This is a genomic window from Blattabacterium cuenoti (assembly GCF_014251655.1).
Classification (GTDB): Bacteria; Bacteroidota; Bacteroidia; order Flavobacteriales; family Blattabacteriaceae; genus Blattabacterium; species Blattabacterium cuenoti_I.
This window is the reverse complement of sequence record NZ_CP059225.1, coordinates 115,662-132,762: the sequence shown is the minus strand read 5'-3', so window position 1 is coordinate 132,762 and position 17,101 is coordinate 115,662. Positions and strand designations below refer to the sequence as shown.

Below are 17,101 nucleotides of genomic sequence, written 5' to 3'. Positions count from 1 at the left end.
AATTACAAATAAAGATAGATAAATTATTTTTATTAATACATTTAATTCTAAATTAGTCCTTTGTTAAATTAATTTAATTAATATGTTTCATGGCACATCCTAAAAGAAGACAATCTAAATCTAGAAGAGACAAAAGAAGAACTCATCTAAAAATAAAAGAACCTTTATTGATGAAATGTGTTTTAACAAAAAGAGAACATTTATATCATCATGCTTATTGGTATGAAAAAAAACTTTATTATAGAGGAAAAATTGTATATAGTAGTAGTAAAGAAAAATAAAAATTCTTATTTTATAAATAGTTAGTTATGGATTTAAAACAAATTAAATCACTTATCCAATTTATTTCGGAGTCTAACATTAGTGAAATAAGAATTAAAATAGGGGAAACTAAAATTCATATAAAGAAAAAAAATAGAATATTTAGAAAAAATAATTCATGGAATCCTATTTATCCTAAAATATCTTCGACTATTCCTCCTTATGATAGATTTACAAAAATAGAAAAAGAAAATAAATATATCACTATAAAATCTCCTATGATAGGAACATTTTATCGAAGAACTCATCCAGATCAAGAACCTTTGGTCAAAGTAGGAGATAAGATAAAAATAGGAACAAAAGTTGGAGTAATAGAAGCTATGAAATTATTTAATGATATTGAATCTGAAGTTAATGGAAAATTAATTAAAATTCTTGTGGAAGATGCTACTCCAGTGGATTATGATCAACCTTTATTTCTTTTAGATTCTAATATCTAATAGTTAAATTTGTCTAACTATTAAATTTCTTATGTTTAAAAAAATATTAATAGCTAATCGTGGAGAAATTGCTTTAAGAATTATACGAACAGCTAAAGAAATGGGAATAAAAACCGTTGCTGTTTATTCAACGGCCGATAAATATAGTCTTCATGTTTCTTTTGCAGATGAAGCTGTATGTATTGGCCCTCCTCCTTCTTACCAATCTTATTTAAATATTCCAAATTTAATTTCAGCTGCTGAAATTACAAATGCAGATGCTATTCATCCTGGATACGGTTTTTTGTCTGAAAATGCATATTTTTCGTCTATGTGCAAAAAACATGGAATAAAATTTATAGGAGCTAATCCTAATCATATGATTCAAATAGGAAATAAAATATCCGCAAAAAAAACCATGGAAAAAGCTGGAATTTCTTGTTTACCAGGATCTGATTGTTTTTCTGAATCCTCTTATCAGGAAATAGAATATATTGCAGATAAAATAGGATATCCTATTATTATAAAAGCTGTTTCTGGAGGGGGAGGAAAAGGAATTCGGTCTGTTTTTAATAAAAATCGTTTAAAGAAATCTTTGGAGGAAGCGAAAAAAGAATCTTGGACTTGTTTTGGAACAAAAGATATGTATATAGAAAAATTAATTGTAAATCCAAGACATATAGAAATTCAAATTCTAGGAGATCAATATGGAAAAGCTTGTCATTTATCCGAAAGAGATTGTTCTATTCAAAGGAGAAATCAAAAATTAGTAGAAGAAGCTCCTTCTCCATTTATTACTCAATCTATTAGAAAAAAAATGGGAGAAGAAGCAATAAAAGCATCGGAATTTATTCATTATGAAGGAGTTGGTACAATAGAATTTCTTGTAGATACAAACAAAAATTTTTATTTCATGGAAATGAATCCAAGAATACAAGTAGAACATCCTATTACTGAAGAAATAACAGGATTGGATTTGATTCAAGAACAAATATTTCTGGCTTATGGAAAAGAACTTTCTATAAAAAAAAATTTTTATCCAAAAATGTATTCAATAGAATGCAGAATTAATGCAGAAGAACCATATAAAAATTTTATTCCTGCACCTGGAAAAATTACTCAAATGCATTTACCAGGTGGAAAAGGAGTACGTGTAGATACACATATTTATGCAGGATATTTTATTACACATTATTATGACTCCATGATTGCTAAAATTATTACTACAGCAAAAACAAGAAAAGAAAGTATTGAAAAAATGCGTCGTTCTTTAGAAGAATTTGTTATAGAAGGCGTCCATACGACTATTCCCTTTCATAGAAAGCTTATGAAAAATGATGATTTTATGAAAGGAAATTATAATACTAATTTTTTAGATCAAATAAGTTTAAATTTTTTTCTATCGGAGGATTGATATATTTTTATTTTTTTCTTCTATTTTTAGAAAATTAATCATTTTTTGAATGTTTCCATTCATAAATCCTGTAAGATCATAAAAAGATTTTTGAATCCTATGATCTGTTATTCTACTTTTTGGATAGTTATAGGTCCGTATTTTTACGGAACGGTCTCCTGTAGAAATTAAAGATTTTCTTTGTATAGATATTTTTTTTAATCTTTTTTCTTTTTCATTTTGATAAAGACGTGATCTAAGAACACTTATCGCTTTTTCAAAATTTTTGTGTTGAGAACGTCCTTCTTGACATTCTACTGTAATTTTACTTGGAATATGAGTTATCCGTACTGCAGATTCTGTTTTATTTACGTGTTGTCCTCCAGAACCACTGGATCTGAACGTTTCTTTTTTTATATCAGATAAATTAATATTCACTTCTATTTCCTGTACTTTTGGTAGTACAGCTACTGTTATAGCCGATGTATGTACTCTTCCTTGTGATTCCGATTTTGGTATTCTTTGAACTCTATGTACTCCAGATTCGAATTTTAAATTTCCATAAACACCTTTTTTTCCATTTACATCTAAAATGATTTCTTTGTATCCTTTTATTCCTCCTTTTTGAATATTTATAATTTTGTATTTCCAACCTGATTTTTTAAAATACATAGTATACATTCTTAACATATCTTCTACAAAAAGACATGCTTCATATCCACCAGTTCCAGAACGTAATTCTACGATTGCATTTTTATGATCTTCTTCTAGATTATCTTCTTCTGATTTTTCTTCTTGGTAAAGTAGCTTATAGGCTTTTTTTTCGATAAAATACAGATTTTCCAAAATTTCTTTTTTTTCTATATAGGCTAATTGTTTTAGATCTGAATCTGAATCCTCTATTAAAATGGAATTTGCTTCTTGAAGTAAATTCCATTTTTTTTTATATTTTTCATATAGGAAAACTATTTTTTCTAATTTTAAATATTTTTTCAATAAAATTTTGTATTTTTTTGGATCCGATATAACATCGGATTGTGTTATAGTTTTTGAAATTTCATAAAATTCTTTTTTGAATTTTTCTAATTTTTCAATTAATGAAATTTTTTTCATTTTGTATTTATTATATTCAATTTTTTTATAAAATTTTAATAATAAAAAATTGAACGATCATTTATCGTATTCTATTTATGGATTGAATAAATTCCAAATCTTTTTTGATAGCTTTATTAGCTAAAAATAAAATCCATGTATTGCAAAAACATGATAAAACAATAAAAAGAAATAAAAATTCTTTTATGAATTGTTTATATGAAAAAAAAATAATCAGTATAAAATGAGTACTATTTAAAAAAATATTGATTTTATTCATTAGTATTTGATATTTTCTATTTTTAAAAGAAAAAAAACTTAAAAAAGATAGAATTAAACATAAAATAATAAAAACTATTTTTTTTGAATGAATAAAAATATGAGGATAAAAATATAAAGAAAAAGAATAAATAAAAATAGAGATCAAAGAATATAATGTTTGTTTTCTATATAACATAACATGAAAATTAAATTTTTTTATACAAAATTATTTTTTTTAATTATATCGATCGTTTTTTTATACTAAAAAAGTATATTACTGAGTAATCATAATATATTAATAACCCAATCATTTTATGTTTGATATTACTGAATTAAAAAGTAAAAAACTTTTTGAATTACAGGAGATTGCTCGTTCTTCCGGTTTAAAAAAATGTACACAATTACGAAAAAACGAACTCCTAGAAAAAATCCTTTCTATTTTTAATAATAGAAATTCTTCATTAAAAAAAATAGATAATTCTTTAAAAAAAGGATTTAAAGTGAGAAAAAATAATATAGAATCTGAAAATAATTCATTTTCGGAAAAAAAAAGTATAAATGGTAAAAAAAAATATCAGGTTAAGGATCGTTTAAAAATATCTAAATTTTCAGAAAATTCTGTAAAATATCATAAAAAACATCATCATTTTCCTATTTGGAAAAAAAATGAGAGAATTGATTCTCATGTATCCTCATCTATTATAGAAGGAACAACATCACAAAAAGTTTCTTCTAAAAGATATCGTAACCAATATGAATTTGAAGGTATTATAATTAGCGAAGGAGTTTTAGAGATGATGCCGGAAAATTATGGATTTTTAAGATCTTCTGATTTTAATTATTTATCATCTCCTGATGATATTTATGTTTCTCAATCTCAAATTAGATTATTTGGAATGAAAACAGGAGATACAATAAGAGGAGAAGTTCGTCCACCTAAAGATGGAGAAAAATATTTTCCTTTAACTAAAATTCTAGAGATTAATGGTAGAACTCCTTCTTTTGTAAGAGGAAGAAATTCTTTTGAACATTTAACTCCATTGTTTCCAAATGAAAAATTTAAGTTAGCAGAAAAAAAAGCAACCCTTTCTACTAGAATAGTGGATCTTTTCACTCCTATAGGAAAAGGACAAAGAGGAATGATTGTGGCTCCTCCAAAAACAGGAAAAACTACTTTACTGAAAGAAATTGCTAACGCTATTGCAGCTAATCATCCTGAAGTATACTTGATTATATTGTTAATCGATGAACGTCCGGAAGAAGTAACAGATATGCAAAGAAATGTCAAAGGAGAAGTTATTGCATCTACTTTTGATGAACCAGCAGATAGACATGTAAAGGTAGCTAATATTGTTTTACAAAAAGCAAAAAGAATGGTAGAATGTTCTCATGATGTAGTTATATTATTAGATTCTATTACACGTTTGGCACGTGCATATAATACTGTTGCTCCTGCATCTGGAAAAGTTTTGTCAGGAGGAGTGGATGCAAATGCATTACATAGACCTAAACGATTTTTTGGAGCTGCTAGAAATATAGAAAAAGGAGGATCTTTATCTATTATCGCTACAGCTATGATTGATACAGGTTCAAAAATGGATGAGGTAATTTTTGAAGAATTTAAAGGAACAGGGAATAAAGAACTTCAATTAGATAGGAGGATTGCTAATAAGCGTATTTATCCAGCTATTGATTTAGTATCTTCTAGTACTAGAAAAGATGATCTTTTATTAGATACAAATACCTTGCAAAGGATGTGGATTTTGCGAAAACATCTTTCTGATATGAATCCCGTGGAAGCTATGGAATTTTTAAGATCTAGAATGTCTAGAACTAAGAATAATGAAGAATTTCTAATATCTATGAATGGATGATAAATTTTTATCAATATTTGATTTTTTGTAGGAAAAACATTATATTTTGTTTTGAAAAAACATCGCGGGATGGAGCAGTTGGTAGCTCGTCGGGCTCATAACCCGAAGGTCATAGGTTCGAGTCCTATTCCCGCTATTTTTTTACTCATAAAAAAAACGATTTTTTCTATTTATTCATGTATTATTTTTTGATATTTTTTTGTTTTTTTATTATTCTCATATGTTTATTCTTACTGAGAAAATTGGAATTATTTTTTAGAAATGAATTTAAAATTCAACAACATGAAATAAAAAAGTTATTCCAATATGGAAAAATAGAAATGGGGAATTCTCTAACAGAATCAAAAAATGGATTAATTCAAAATATAATAGATTTTCAAAACAATATTGATAAAAAAATTGAATTTTATATTGATCAACAAGCTAAGAAACTGTATTTTTTCCATACGGAGCAAGAAAAGTTTGTACAGGTTGTAGAAGGAAAACTTGAAGAAATTCAAGAACATATTCGTGAAAAACTTCAAAAATCTTTAAATTTCCACCTTGGAAAATCATTTGAAATTATCGGAAATCAGTTATCTTTTTTGCAAAAAGGTTTAGGAGAAATGAAAGTTTTATCAAAAGATGTTAGTTCTTTGAAAAGAACTTTAAATCATGTAAAAATATGTGGAAGTTTTAGTGAAATGCAACTTTCAATGCTTTTACAACAAATTTTATCTCCAGAACAATATGCGACTAATGTTATTACTAAATCTAGTACAAATTTTGTAGTAGAATTTGCAATTAAACTTCCAGGACTTGAAGATGGAAATATTATATGGTTACCTATTGATGTTAAATTTCCAAAAGAAACTTATGAAAAAATACAGATTGCTTATCGTGAAGGAGAAAAAAAGAATATAGAAATGGCTATAAAAAATATGGAATCTGTACTTAAAAAAATGTCTAAAGATATTAGAGATAAATATATAGATCCTCCACATACTACTGATTTTGCTATTTTATTCTTGCCTTTTGAAGGAATATATGCTGAAATAGTGAAGAATTCTAGTTTATTAGAAGAATTATTAAGGAAATATAGAACTGTTATAACAGGACCATCAACGTTAGCAGCCGTATTAAATAGTTTACAAATAGGGTTTAGAACCTTAGCTATTCAAAAAAGAAGTTCTGAAGTATGGAAAATATTAGAAACTGTTAAACAGGAATTTTCGAAATTTGGATTTTTGCTTCATCAAGCACAAGATAAATTACAAGGAGCTTCTAAGGATATAGATAAATTATTAGGAGTTCGAACCAATGTCATTGAAAGAAAATTAAAAGATATAGGAAATTATTAGGTTTAGCGGAGAGAAAGGGATTCGAACCCTTGACACTAATTTTGTGAACACGCTTTCCAGACGTGCGCCTTAATCCTCTCGGCCATCTCTCCTAAAAAGTAGAACTATAAGCCGGATTCTGTATATTTATACCTATCATTTATCTAGGATTTAGGTTACCCATAATCTCTATCTGCCTACCCACCGGTATCGATCGAGCCAATTTTCCGGTTTACATGGCATTTCACCACACAGAGTTTACATGATTTCACTACAGTAGTTTAGATTTTTTAATCTAACCCTATACATTCTTTCTGTTGCACTATTCCTCATCTTACGATGGAAGGGCGTTACCCATTGTGTTGCTCTACGGTGTCCGGACTTTCCTCATTTCCAAAAAGAAATGCGATAGGACATTCTACTTTTTTTTTATAATTTAAAATTGGAAAAAATATTTTTTACATCTTCATCTTTTTTCAGTTTTTCAATAAAATTTAATACTTTATTTTTATTTTCATCTGAAATATCTTTGATTTGTTTAGGAATCCGTTTGACTTGGTATTTATGGAGGATATTTAATTTTTCTAAATTGTTTTTCATAGATCCGAAGAATTCAAAATCTGTATATACAGAAATCATATTATTATCTATTATGAAATCTTTAGCTCCAAAATCTATTGTCATAAGTTCGAAATCCTCCATAGAATAGTGAATATCTTTTTTATTTATAAAAAAAAGACCGATTCTTCGAAACAAATGATTTAGTTCTCCATTATGACATAATCTTCCTCCACTTTTATTAAAAAAGGTTCTAATATTGGATGTCGTTCTAATAGTATTGTTCGTCATACATTCTATTATCATACTAATTCCGTAATTTTGTCCTTCTACATTTAAACTTTTATAATGATCTGTTTTTATTTGTAAAGCTTTTTTTATAGCTTTTTCTATAGTATTTTTAGGAACATTAATAGATTTTGCATTCAAAATCGCATTTTTGAATCGGAAATTATTTATTCCTGATTCTTTAACAATTATAGTAATTTCTTTGATGATTTTGGAAAATTTTTTGGATTTTCTAAAATCCTGATTCGATTTTCTATGTTGTATATTTGCCCATTTACTATGTCCTGACATGAAAATTACTTCTTTTTAATTATATTTGTATTGCTTATTTTGTCAACAATTTAGCAAAAAAAACTATTATGGCAAAAATTTGTGAATTGACAGGAAAAAAAGCAATGGTAGGTAATAAAGTTTCTCATGCTAACAATAAAAATAAACGTCGTTTTAATATAAATTTATGTAGAAAACGTTTTTTTATAATAAAAGAAAAAAAATGGATTACTTTAAAAGTTTGCATTTCTACTATTAGACTCATTAATAAGATAGGAATTGAAAATACATTAAAACGTTTTAAATATAAAAAAAAAAGTAAATAATTTGAATTAAATAAAAAAAATGGGAAAAGGAAAAAAAGGAAATAGAATTCAAGTTATATTAGAATGTACTGAACAAAGAAAAAGTGGAGTTTCCGGTTGTTCCAGATATATTACAACAAAAAATAGGAAAAACACTCCAAATAGAATGGAATTGAGAAAATTTAATCCAGTACTAAGAAAATATACTATTCATAAGGAAATAAAATAAACTATGTCTAAAAAAATAGAAGAAAAAAATAATAAAAATAAAAAAGTTTTAAAAAAAATGACTTTAGCCATAAAAATAGTAAAGTCTAAAAAAACTGGTTTTTATACTTTTGTAAATAGAATGATTTCCAATGAAAAAGTAAAATATTTTTTTAAAAAATAATTTTTTAATAATGTTCTTAATAAAAAAAAAGAAAGTATTCGATAATGAATTAAATAAAACTAAAAAATCTTTTTTTTATAAAATAAAAAATATCTTCCTGAAAAAATCAAAAATAGATCCAAACATTATTATTGATTCTATAGAAGAAATATTATTATCTTCCGATATAGGAAGAGAAACTACCACAAAGATTATTCAAAATTTAGAGAATAAAATTAAAAAAGAAAAATATAAAAAAACACAAGATTTATATGATTTTCTAAATCAAGAAATAGAATATATTTTCAAAAACATTAAAAACGAATGTTTAGAAGATAAAATAAAATGTTATAAAAAAAAGCCATACGTTATCATGGTAGTAGGAGTAAATGGAGTTGGAAAAACAACTACAATTGGAAAATTAGCTTTTCTTTTAAAAAAAAAAGGTTTTAATTCTATTATAGGAGCTGCAGATACATTTAGAGAAGCAGCAATCGATCAGTTAGAAATATGGGCAAAAAAAGCTCGAGTTCCTATAGTAAAACAACATATACATGCGGATCCAGCATCTGTAGTATATGATACTTTACAATCTGCTAAATCTAAAAAAAAAGATGTGGTACTTATTGATACAGCAGGTAGATTACAAAATAGGATAGGACTTATGGAAGAACTATCTAAAATAAGTAGAGTAATGAAAAAAGTCATCCATGAATCTCCTCATGAGGTTATTCTTATTTTAGATGCAACTACGGGACAAAACGCTTTTGAACAAGTAAAAAAATTTACTTCTTTTGTTAAAGTTTCTTCTATTATTTTAACCAAAATTGAAGGAACAGCTAAAGGAGGAGTCGTGATAGGAATCATGGATCAGTTCAAGATTCCTATACAGTATATCGGAATAGGTGAAAAGATACAAGATTTAAAAAAGTTTGATGGAAAAGAATTTATTGATTGTTTATTTGAAAAAAAAAATCATGAACATGAACCTTCCTTAACTTAAAACTGATATATTTTTTTTTAAATAGAATCCTTATCTTATATCATGGTATGGTATAATTTTGATTAACAAAAAATGAAAAATAATAAAATTAGTGTTACTTCAGATAATATTTTTCCTATTATTAAAAGATTTCTTTATTCTGATCAAGATATTTTTATTCGTGAACTAGTTTCTAATGCTACAGATGCTATATTAAAATTAAAAACTATAATAAAACTAGAAAATATGGATGATATTGTTGATGATTTTAAAATAAAAATTATCATCAAAAAGAAAACAATTCATATTATAGATAATGGCATTGGAATGACTAAAGAAGAAGTAGAAAAATATATTAATCAAATAGCTTTTTCTGGAGCAGAAGAATTTATTAAAAAATATAAAACGTCAACAACCAATATTATTGGTCATTTTGGATTAGGTTTTTATTCTTCTTTTATGATTTCATATAAAGTAGAAATAGTTACTCAATCTTATCAAAAGGAAGCTTCATCTATGTTTTGGTCTTGTGAAGGTTCTCCTAATTTTATTATGAAAGAAATTGAAAAAAAAGATAGGGGAACAGAAATTGTATTATTTATTAATGAAGATAGTAAGGAATTTTTGGAATATGATCGTATTTTAAAATTATTGAAAAAGTATTGCAAATTTATGCCTGTGGAAATTTATTTATCCTCAGATAATGAAGTAGAAAAAGAGACATTAATCAATAATGTAGATCCTATCTGGAAGAAAAATACACTTCAATTGAAGAATAAAGACTATTTAGATTTTTATCATGAATTATATCCTCATCAATTAGATGCCCCTTTATTTTGGGTACATTTGAATATAGATCATCCTTTTCATTTAACGGGAGTTTTATTTTTTCCTAAAATAGAGAAAAGAATTGATATACAAAAAGATAAAATTCATTTGTATCAGAATCAAGTTTATATTACGGATAATTTAGAAGGAATTGTTGCAGATTTTCTTAGTTTGTTAAGAGGAGTTATAGATTCTCCTGATATTCCTCTTAATGTATCACGTTCTCATTTACAGTCTGATCCATCTGTGAATAATATATCTAAATATATAACAAGGAAAGTAGCAGATAAATTGGATTCTATGTTCAAAAATAATAGGAAAGATTTTCAGGAAAAATGGGATGATATAAAAATTATTGTAGAATATGGGATGATCAGTACGATTAACTTTTTTGATAAAGCTATTAATTTTTTTCTTTTTTGTTCTGTTGATGATGTTTATTTTACATTAGAAGAACTCAAAGAGAAAATAAGAGAAACTCAAAAAAATAAAGAAGGAAAAATTGTTTTTCTTTATACTTCAGACAAAGAAAAACAATATAGTTTTATTCAAAAAGCAAAAAATAGAACTTTTGAAGTTTTAATTTTAGATAGTCCTATTTCTATTCATCTAATACAAAAATTAGAATTTTCTTATAAAGATATTTGTTTTGTTAGAGTAGATTCAAATCATATTGATAGATTAATTAATAATGGAAATAAGGATAAATGGGATTACGAACTTTCTGATAAAGAAAAACAGGATCTTAAACACCTGATTAATAATAATTTAGTAAAAAATTATAAATTTTCTATACAATTAGAAAATTTAAACAAAGACGATTATCCATTTTTAATTGTAGTACCAGAATATTTAAGAAGAATGAAAGAAATGAGTTCTATAGGACAAAAAACGATAGAAGAGGATAAATATTATCAATTGATAGTAAATACAAATCATCTTTTGATGAAGAATATCTTACAGGAAAAAAAGGATGAAAAAAGAAAAAAAATGATTCGAGATGCTTTGAATTTAACTCTAATACTGAATAATTTATTACATGGAAAAAATCTTGTTTTATTTATTTCAGAAAAGTTAGAAGATCTTATTAAATGATTATGTTATTTATTAAATGTTTTTAACTTTACTCCTGTGAATATTTTCTTTGTGTATAGTGGAAAATCTGAATTTTGAATCCATCCATAATAATTCGGATCTTTTTCGAAAATTTCAAAAACTTTTTTTCCTTTATATTTTCCAAAATTAAATATTTCGTTTCCTTCTTCATCTATTTTTATAAATCCAGCAAGATCTGCTATGTTTTTTTGGTGAGAAAATTGATTGAGGCTTTTTACATCTTTTTTGATATCATATTTTTCCAGTTGGGCTAGTAATATTTCATATGTAGCAAATGTATCTGCTTTAGAATTATGAGCTTTCATCAAATTTTTATTACAATAATACTTATAAGCAGCAGATAGGGTCCTAGGTTCCATTTTATGAAAAATTACTTGAACATCTATAGTTTTATGTTTTTTAATATCAAAAGAGATCCCAGATCTAAGCATTTCTTCTGCTAAAATTGGGATATCAAATCTATTAGAATTATATCCTGCTAAATCTGTATTTTCAATCATTCTGAATATAGAAAATGCGACTTCTTTAAACTTAGGTTTTCCTAATACATCTTCATCTTTAATTCCATGAATAGCTATAGATTGTGGAGGAATAGGTATTCCAGGATAAATTAACCAAGTCTTATCTTCTTGATTTCCATTAGGAAATATTTTTAGTATAGAAATTTCTATAATTCTATCTTTCCCAATATTTATTCCTGTTGCTTCTACATCGAAAAAACAAATAGGACGATGAAGTTTTAATTTCATTTTTTTAATATGATTTTTTTAATCTATGAAAATACATTAATATTGAAATTATTATATAAAAGATAATAATGCATGGTAAAGCGATTGTACGTAAAGTTAATAAAAGAAATGTACTAATCAATAAAAAAACATAACGTATTTTGTTTTTTTTCCAAGAAAAACCTTTGAAATTAAAGGAAATCATTGGTATTTTAGAAATTAATAAATAACAAGAAAAAAATATCATAAAAAGAATAGAAGTAGGCGTAATAAACATATTTACGATATTTTTTTTTACAAAAAAAATAGGAATTGAAGAAGGAGTTATAGCTATAGATAAAGAAGAAAAAAATAAAGTATTAACAGGAGTAGTTAATCCATTGTAAGAAGTATTTATATTGAATTTAGCTAGACGATATGCAGAAAAAATAGAGATAAATAGAGAAGACCATTCTATAAAAGGAATTTTTTTTTTCATAGATTTTAATAAAAGAAAAACTATTATGGATGGAACTATTCCAAAAGAAACCATATCAGCAAGAGAATCTAATTCTTTTCCAAATTTATTTTCGTTTTTTATGAGTCTAGAAAAAAAACCATCTAAAGAATCAAAAATTATTGAAAATAAAGTAAAAACAGCAGATTTATCAAAATTTTTAGATTGTAAAAAAATTACAGATATACATCCAAAAAAAAGATTTAAAAAAGTAAGAATATTTGGAATTATTCTTATGATTTTTGTAAAAATATACATATAAACTAATTTAATAAATATTATTTTGATGATTAAATTATTTTATGAAATTTCTAATTTTCATATTAAAAATGAATCTTTATTTATTGAAGAAATTGGTATTTTATTAAATAATGAAGGAATGTTAGTTGGGAATATCAATTATATTTTTTGTAATGATGATGTACTTTTAAATATGAATATAAAATATTTAAAAAATAATTCGTATACAGATGTACTTGCATTTAACTATTCTATAAATAAATGGATATCCGGAGATATCTTTATTAGTATCAATCGTGTTTTATATAATTCTAAACGATGGAATCAATTTTTCATGGTTGAATTAAAACGTGTGATGATCCATGCTGTATTACATTTTTTAGGGTATAATGATAAAAATAAACCAGATAAAAAAATTATGAAAAAAAAAGAAGAGTTTTATTTAAATTTATTTCAATTTTAAAATCATGTTTTTATATATGTATGATGTCATTGTAGTTGGAGGAGGACATGCTGGAGCAGAAGCTGCTTCTGCTTCCTCTCGTATGGGGTCCAAAACATTGCTTATTACTACTAATTTGCAAACTATAGGAAAAATGTCCTGCAATCCAGCTATAGGAGGAATTGCTAAAGGACAAATGATCAGAGAAATAGATGCTTTAGGTGGCTTTTCAGGGATTATTACTGATTATAGCATGATTCAATTTAGAATGCTAAATAAATCCAAAGGACCTGCTATGTGGAGTCCTAGAGCTCAATGTGATAGAAAATTATTTTCTAGTTATTGGAGATTTTATTTAGAAAAAAATATAAAACTGGATCTATATCAAGATACAGTAACATCTTTAATCGTAAAAAAAAATCAAGTAAAGGGAGTAAAAACTTATTTAGGATCAAAAATTCATGGAAAATCAGTGATACTTACTAACGGAACTTTTTTGAATGGAAAAATACATATTGGGGAAAAAAAAATAAATGGAGGAAGATTAGCCGAAAAAGAAGTTAAAGGGATTACGGAACAGTTAACTCAATCTTTTGGATTGAGATATGGAAGGATGAAAACAGGAACATCTCCAAGAGTAGATGGTCGTTCTTTAAATTATAAAAAAATGCAATCTCAAAATGGAGATGTTCCCCCCCAAAAATTTTCTTTTTATAAGAACACAAAAAAATTAAAAAAACAACAAAAATGTTATATAACTTATACAAATCAAAAAGTACATAATTTTATACAAAATAATTTTAATTATTCTCCAGTTTATACGGGAAATATTCAAGGTATAAGCCCTAGGTATTGTCCTTCTATAGAAGAAAAGATTTTTAAATTTCCTGATAAAGAAGCTCATCCTATTTTTGTGGAACCAGAAGGATGGAATACTGTAGAAGTATATATAAATGGGTTCTCTACTTCTTTTCCAGAAGAAATACAATATCAATCTTTAAAAAAAATTTCTGGATTTGAAAAAGTAAAGATATTAAAACCTGGATATGCTATTGAGTATGATTATTTTCCTCCAGAACAATTAAAACTTACTTTGGAAAGTAAAATTATAGAAAATTTATTTTTTGCTGGACAAATTAATGGAACTACTGGATATGAAGAAGCCGCGGCTCAAGGATTGATTGCCGGAATTAATGCTCATTTAAAAATTTATCAAGAAAAACCTTTTATTATAAAAAGAAATCAAGCTTATATTGGTGTTTTAATAGATGATCTGATTACAAAAGGAACAGAAGAACCTTATAGAATGTTTACTTCAAGAGCAGAATATAGAATGTTATTACGACAAGATAATGCAGATGAAAGATTGACCCCTTTAGGATATAAAATAGGTTTAATTTCAGAAGAAAAAATGATACTTCTAAATAGAAAAAGGTCTAAGATAGAAAAATGTATGTTTTTTTTTAAAAAAAAAAATTTAGATCCAAAAGTTATAAATCCTATTCTACAAAATAAAAAATCTCCAATCATATATCAATATATGAAAATTGAAACTATTTTATCTAGGTCTGAAATTGATATTCAAGATATTATGAACATTCCGTTTGTAATGGAAGAAATTAAAAAAAACAATTTTAATCAAGAAATATTAGAACAAGTTTCTATTAGAATAAAATATAAAGGATATATAAATAGAGAAAAAGAAAATGTTAAAAAACTATTAAAGTTAGAAAGTTTAAAAATTCCAAATAGTTTTAATTATAAAAAAATCAAATCTATTTCCTTAGAGGCAAGAGAAAAACTTGATTATTATCGTCCATCATCGTTGGAGCAAGCATCAAGAATTAGTGGAGTTTCTCCTTCAGATTTAAGTATTATTCTACTTTATATGGGTCGTTAGTTAATAATTTATTCTATTTTTTATTAGATATAACAAACAAATCTTCATCTTCTTTTTTCATATAAAATTTTTCTCTTGCTAATTTTTCAAGATAAAAAGGATCTGTAGTTAATTTTTTTAAATAATTTTCTTCTAATGAAATTTTATTTTTTAAGGAATCCCTATCTAATATCATCTCTTGAATACTATTATTAAATTTATAATGTAATATTAAAGAATTAGAATCAAAAAAAAACATCCATATCAAAAAAAGAAAACTTATCCAAAAATATTTATTGTTAATAAATCTTCTATATTTTTTTTCCATTTTTTAGTTTTATTATAAAATTAGTAAACATATCAATGAATATACTTATCCCCCAGTAAAAACTGAAAAAAAATAAAAAAATAATACACCAAAAACCAGATATAAATACAAATAAAAAAAGTAGAAAACCTATGAATTTAATTATCATAATTATATTTTATAATTTTTCTATTATAATTTCGCAAAAAAAAATAGGATAATGATTTATAGAATAGAAAAAGATATTTTGGGAAGGGTAAAAGTACCTGCTAACAAATATTGGGGATCGCAAACAGAAAGATCTAGAAAAAATTTTAAAATAGATTCAGAAGTATCTATTATGCCGATAGAAATAATTCATTCTTTTGGTTTTTTAAAGAAAGCTTCTGCTCATGCAAATTTTGAATTTGGAATTTTATCTAAAAAGAAAAGAGATATAATTTCCTTAGTTTGTGATGAAATTATAGAAGGAAAATTAAATGATCAATTTCCTTTAGTTGTATGGCAAACAGGTTCTGGAACTCATACTAATATGAATGTCAATGAAGTTATTTCTAACAGAGGACATGTATTAATAGGAGAAACCCTTGGAAAGGGGAACCCTTTTATTCATCCTAATGATGACGTAAATATGTCTCAATCATCTAATGATACTTTTTCTACAGCTATGCATATTGCTTCTTATAAAAAATTAGTGGATATAACTATTCCCTCTATTCAAAATTTAAGAAACATTTTTGAAAAAAAATCTAAAAGTTTTAAAAACGTAATTAAAATAGGAAGAACTCATCTTATGGATGCGATCCCTATTACTTTAGGACAAGAATTTTCTGGTTATGTTTCTCAAATAGATCATGGATTAAATTCTCTAAAAAAAACTTTGGATCATATTTCTGAATTAGCTATAGGCGGTACTGCGGTTGGAACAGGATTAAATGCTCCTAAAGGATACGATATAAAAGTCACTAAATATATATGTAAATATACGGGGTTTCCTTTTAAAGTAGCAAAAAATAAATTTGAAGCTCTATCATCTCATGATGCAATAGTAGAATGTCACGGATCTATTAAACAAATAGCCGTATCACTAATAAAAATATCAAATGATATTCGTTTTTTAGCTTCTGGACCCCGTTCTGGAATTGGGGAAATTTTTATTCCTGAAAATGAACCTGGATCTTCTATTATGCCTGGTAAGATAAATCCTACTCAATGTGAAGCTATGATTATGGTTTGTACACAAGTTATAGGAAATGATGTAACCATATCTATATCAGGATCATCAGGAAATTATGAATTGAATGTAGCTAAACCTTTAATGGTATATAATTTTTTACGATCTTGTCAACTCATTGCAGACGCTTGTAACTCTTTTTCTTCTTTTTGCATAGAGGGGATAAAACCCAACTATGATAGAATTAAAGATCTTTTGGATAATTCTTTAATGTTAGTAACAGCACTTAATACTCATATTGGATACGAAAAATCGGCAGAAATCGCAAAATCTGCTTATCGAAATAATAGTACTTTAAAAGAAGAAGCAATTAAATTGGGATATTTAACTGCTGATCAATTTGAAAAATGGGTAGATCCATCTAAAATGGTATAAAAAT

At 25.5% G+C, this 17,101-nt stretch carries 19 protein-coding genes, 2 tRNA genes and 1 other RNA gene; 14 read left to right on the top strand and 8 right to left on the bottom strand.

Annotated elements, in window-relative coordinates:
- Positions 1-89: 89 nt before the first annotated feature.
- The 3 genes from rpmF to accC are packed head-to-tail and all read left to right on the top strand — an operon-like array spanning position 90 to position 2,154.
- Positions 90-281, top strand: a complete 192-nt coding sequence (rpmF, locus tag H0H63_RS00615) for a 50S ribosomal protein L32 (protein ID WP_185858628.1) — start codon at positions 90-92, stop codon at positions 279-281.
- A 27-nt stretch (positions 282-308) separates the two neighbouring features.
- Positions 309-761 carry an acetyl-CoA carboxylase biotin carboxyl carrier protein gene (accB, locus tag H0H63_RS00610; RefSeq protein WP_185858627.1) on the top strand — a complete coding sequence of 151 codons (453 nt, stop codon included), beginning with the start codon at positions 309-311 and terminating at the stop codon, positions 759-761.
- 31 nt (positions 762-792) lie between these two features.
- Complete coding sequence (accC, locus tag H0H63_RS00605; RefSeq protein WP_185858626.1) at positions 793-2,154, top strand: acetyl-CoA carboxylase biotin carboxylase subunit; 1,362 nt, start codon at positions 793-795, stop codon at positions 2,152-2,154.
- On the opposite strand, the gene prfA is transcribed toward accC, so the two are convergent.
- Together prfA and H0H63_RS00595 are read right to left on the bottom strand one after the other, a co-directional pair.
- The gene (gene prfA, locus H0H63_RS00600) at positions 2,140-3,246 is read right to left on the bottom strand and encodes a peptide chain release factor 1 (protein ID WP_185858625.1); all 1,107 of its coding nucleotides are present in this window, start codon (positions 3,244-3,246) and stop codon (positions 2,140-2,142) included. The two genes, accC and prfA, sit on opposite strands and share 15 nt — an antisense overlap.
- A 61-nt stretch (positions 3,247-3,307) precedes the next feature.
- Positions 3,308-3,682 (bottom strand): DUF4293 family protein, encoded by a 375-nt coding sequence (locus H0H63_RS00595; RefSeq protein WP_185858624.1) that lies wholly within the window; start codon positions 3,680-3,682, stop codon positions 3,308-3,310.
- Between the two features lie 118 nt (positions 3,683-3,800).
- On the opposite strand from H0H63_RS00595, the gene rho reads away from it, so the two are divergent.
- The 3 genes from rho to H0H63_RS00580 all read left to right on the top strand — a co-directional run bounded on the left by rho (position 3,801) and on the right by H0H63_RS00580 (position 6,700).
- Positions 3,801-5,360: a transcription termination factor Rho gene (gene rho / locus H0H63_RS00590; protein WP_185858623.1), complete on the top strand. Its 1,560-nt coding sequence runs from the start codon at positions 3,801-3,803 to the stop codon at positions 5,358-5,360.
- A 63-nt stretch (positions 5,361-5,423) separates the two neighbouring features.
- Positions 5,424-5,496, top strand: a tRNA-Met gene (locus H0H63_RS00585).
- Positions 5,497-5,536: 40 nt separating this feature from the next.
- A complete protein-coding gene (locus H0H63_RS00580) occupies positions 5,537-6,700 on the top strand; it encodes a DNA recombination protein RmuC (RefSeq protein WP_185858622.1) in 1,164 nt (387 codons plus the stop codon).
- 6 nt (positions 6,701-6,706) lie between these two features.
- On the opposite strand, the gene H0H63_RS00575 is transcribed toward H0H63_RS00580, so the two are convergent.
- The 3 genes from H0H63_RS00575 to H0H63_RS00565 form a co-directional block, all read right to left on the bottom strand.
- Positions 6,707-6,792 (bottom strand) — tRNA-Ser (locus tag H0H63_RS00575).
- Positions 6,792-7,104: RNase P RNA component class A (gene rnpB / locus H0H63_RS00570), an RNA gene on the bottom strand. The genes H0H63_RS00575 and rnpB overlap by 1 nt, the downstream gene beginning before the upstream one ends.
- 4 nt (positions 7,105-7,108) lie before the next feature.
- Complete coding sequence (locus tag H0H63_RS00565; RefSeq protein WP_185858621.1) at positions 7,109-7,816, bottom strand: YebC/PmpR family DNA-binding transcriptional regulator; 708 nt, start codon at positions 7,814-7,816, stop codon at positions 7,109-7,111.
- 68 nt (positions 7,817-7,884) lie between these two features.
- Here H0H63_RS00565 and rpmB point away from each other — a divergent pair, with 68 nt between their 5' ends.
- The 5 genes from rpmB (at position 7,885) to htpG (ending at position 11,375) form a co-directional block, all read left to right on the top strand.
- Entirely contained in the window at positions 7,885-8,121 is a 237-nt protein-coding gene (gene rpmB / locus H0H63_RS00560) for a 50S ribosomal protein L28 (protein WP_185858620.1), read from the top strand.
- 19 nt (positions 8,122-8,140) lie between these two features.
- Positions 8,141-8,329 (top strand): 50S ribosomal protein L33, encoded by a 189-nt coding sequence (gene rpmG, locus H0H63_RS00555; protein ID WP_185858619.1) that lies wholly within the window; start codon positions 8,141-8,143, stop codon positions 8,327-8,329.
- 3 nt (positions 8,330-8,332) lie between these two features.
- Positions 8,333-8,491, top strand: coding sequence for a DUF4295 family protein (locus tag H0H63_RS00550; protein ID WP_185858618.1), 159 nt, complete (start codon positions 8,333-8,335; stop codon positions 8,489-8,491).
- 10 nt (positions 8,492-8,501) lie between these two features.
- Complete coding sequence (gene ftsY / locus H0H63_RS00545) at positions 8,502-9,473, top strand: signal recognition particle-docking protein FtsY (protein ID WP_185858617.1); 972 nt, start codon at positions 8,502-8,504, stop codon at positions 9,471-9,473.
- Between the two features lie 72 nt (positions 9,474-9,545).
- On the top strand, positions 9,546-11,375 hold the full coding sequence (gene htpG / locus H0H63_RS00540) for a molecular chaperone HtpG (RefSeq protein ID WP_185858616.1): 1,830 nt from the start codon (positions 9,546-9,548) through the stop codon (positions 11,373-11,375).
- 5 nt (positions 11,376-11,380) lie between these two features.
- Here htpG and H0H63_RS00535 read toward each other — a convergent pair whose 3' ends face one another.
- Together H0H63_RS00535 and H0H63_RS03100 are read right to left on the bottom strand one after the other, a co-directional pair.
- Positions 11,381-12,145: a 3'-5' exonuclease gene (locus tag H0H63_RS00535; RefSeq protein ID WP_185858615.1), complete on the bottom strand. Its 765-nt coding sequence runs from the start codon at positions 12,143-12,145 to the stop codon at positions 11,381-11,383.
- A 4-nt stretch (positions 12,146-12,149) separates the two neighbouring features.
- Positions 12,150-12,878: a CDP-alcohol phosphatidyltransferase family protein gene (locus H0H63_RS03100; RefSeq protein WP_185858614.1), complete on the bottom strand. Its 729-nt coding sequence runs from the start codon at positions 12,876-12,878 to the stop codon at positions 12,150-12,152.
- 28 nt (positions 12,879-12,906) lie between these two features.
- On the opposite strand from H0H63_RS03100, the gene ybeY reads away from it, so the two are divergent.
- Together ybeY and mnmG are read left to right on the top strand one after the other, a co-directional pair.
- On the top strand, positions 12,907-13,323 hold the full coding sequence (ybeY, locus tag H0H63_RS00525) for an rRNA maturation RNase YbeY (RefSeq protein WP_185858785.1): 417 nt from the start codon (positions 12,907-12,909) through the stop codon (positions 13,321-13,323).
- A gap of 4 nt (positions 13,324-13,327) precedes the next feature.
- On the top strand, positions 13,328-15,202 hold the full coding sequence (gene mnmG, locus H0H63_RS00520) for a tRNA uridine-5-carboxymethylaminomethyl(34) synthesis enzyme MnmG (protein WP_185858613.1): 1,875 nt from the start codon (positions 13,328-13,330) through the stop codon (positions 15,200-15,202).
- A gap of 13 nt (positions 15,203-15,215) precedes the next feature.
- Here mnmG and H0H63_RS00515 read toward each other — a convergent pair whose 3' ends face one another.
- Positions 15,216-15,509 carry an FtsB family cell division protein gene (locus tag H0H63_RS00515; protein WP_185858612.1) on the bottom strand — a complete coding sequence of 98 codons (294 nt, stop codon included), beginning with the start codon at positions 15,507-15,509 and terminating at the stop codon, positions 15,216-15,218.
- Between the two features lie 199 nt (positions 15,510-15,708).
- On the opposite strand from H0H63_RS00515, the gene fumC reads away from it, so the two are divergent.
- Positions 15,709-17,097, top strand: a complete 1,389-nt coding sequence (gene fumC / locus H0H63_RS00510; RefSeq protein ID WP_185858611.1) for a class II fumarate hydratase — start codon at positions 15,709-15,711, stop codon at positions 17,095-17,097.
- Positions 17,098-17,101: the final 4 nt, after the last annotated feature.

Excerpts from the sequence above, each read along its gene's own strand:
- rpmF (WP_185858628.1), top strand. The coding sequence starts at position 90 with ATGGCACATCCTAAAAGAAGACAATCTAAATCTAGAAGAGACAAAAGA.
- accB (WP_185858627.1), top strand. The coding sequence starts at position 309 with ATGGATTTAAAACAAATTAAATCACTTATCCAATTTATTTCGGAGTCT.
- accC (WP_185858626.1), top strand. The coding sequence starts at position 793 with ATGTTTAAAAAAATATTAATAGCTAATCGTGGAGAAATTGCTTTAAGA.
- prfA (WP_185858625.1), bottom strand. The coding sequence starts at position 3,246 with ATGAAAAAAATTTCATTAATTGAAAAATTAGAAAAATTCAAAAAAGAA.
- H0H63_RS00595 (WP_185858624.1), bottom strand. The coding sequence starts at position 3,682 with ATGTTATATAGAAAACAAACATTATATTCTTTGATCTCTATTTTTATT.
- rho (WP_185858623.1), top strand. The coding sequence starts at position 3,801 with ATGTTTGATATTACTGAATTAAAAAGTAAAAAACTTTTTGAATTACAG.
- H0H63_RS00580 (WP_185858622.1), top strand. The coding sequence starts at position 5,537 with ATGTATTATTTTTTGATATTTTTTTGTTTTTTTATTATTCTCATATGT.
- H0H63_RS00565 (WP_185858621.1), bottom strand. The coding sequence starts at position 7,816 with ATGTCAGGACATAGTAAATGGGCAAATATACAACATAGAAAATCGAAT.
- rpmB (WP_185858620.1), top strand. The coding sequence starts at position 7,885 with ATGGCAAAAATTTGTGAATTGACAGGAAAAAAAGCAATGGTAGGTAAT.
- rpmG (WP_185858619.1), top strand. The coding sequence starts at position 8,141 with ATGGGAAAAGGAAAAAAAGGAAATAGAATTCAAGTTATATTAGAATGT.
- H0H63_RS00550 (WP_185858618.1), top strand. The coding sequence starts at position 8,333 with ATGTCTAAAAAAATAGAAGAAAAAAATAATAAAAATAAAAAAGTTTTA.
- ftsY (WP_185858617.1), top strand. The coding sequence starts at position 8,502 with ATGTTCTTAATAAAAAAAAAGAAAGTATTCGATAATGAATTAAATAAA.
- htpG (WP_185858616.1), top strand. The coding sequence starts at position 9,546 with ATGAAAAATAATAAAATTAGTGTTACTTCAGATAATATTTTTCCTATT.
- H0H63_RS00535 (WP_185858615.1), bottom strand. The coding sequence starts at position 12,145 with ATGAAATTAAAACTTCATCGTCCTATTTGTTTTTTCGATGTAGAAGCA.
- H0H63_RS03100 (WP_185858614.1), bottom strand. The coding sequence starts at position 12,878 with ATGTATATTTTTACAAAAATCATAAGAATAATTCCAAATATTCTTACT.
- ybeY (WP_185858785.1), top strand. The coding sequence starts at position 12,907 with ATGATTAAATTATTTTATGAAATTTCTAATTTTCATATTAAAAATGAA.
- mnmG (WP_185858613.1), top strand. The coding sequence starts at position 13,328 with ATGTTTTTATATATGTATGATGTCATTGTAGTTGGAGGAGGACATGCT.
- H0H63_RS00515 (WP_185858612.1), bottom strand. The coding sequence starts at position 15,509 with ATGGAAAAAAAATATAGAAGATTTATTAACAATAAATATTTTTGGATA.
- fumC (WP_185858611.1), top strand. The coding sequence starts at position 15,709 with ATGATTTATAGAATAGAAAAAGATATTTTGGGAAGGGTAAAAGTACCT.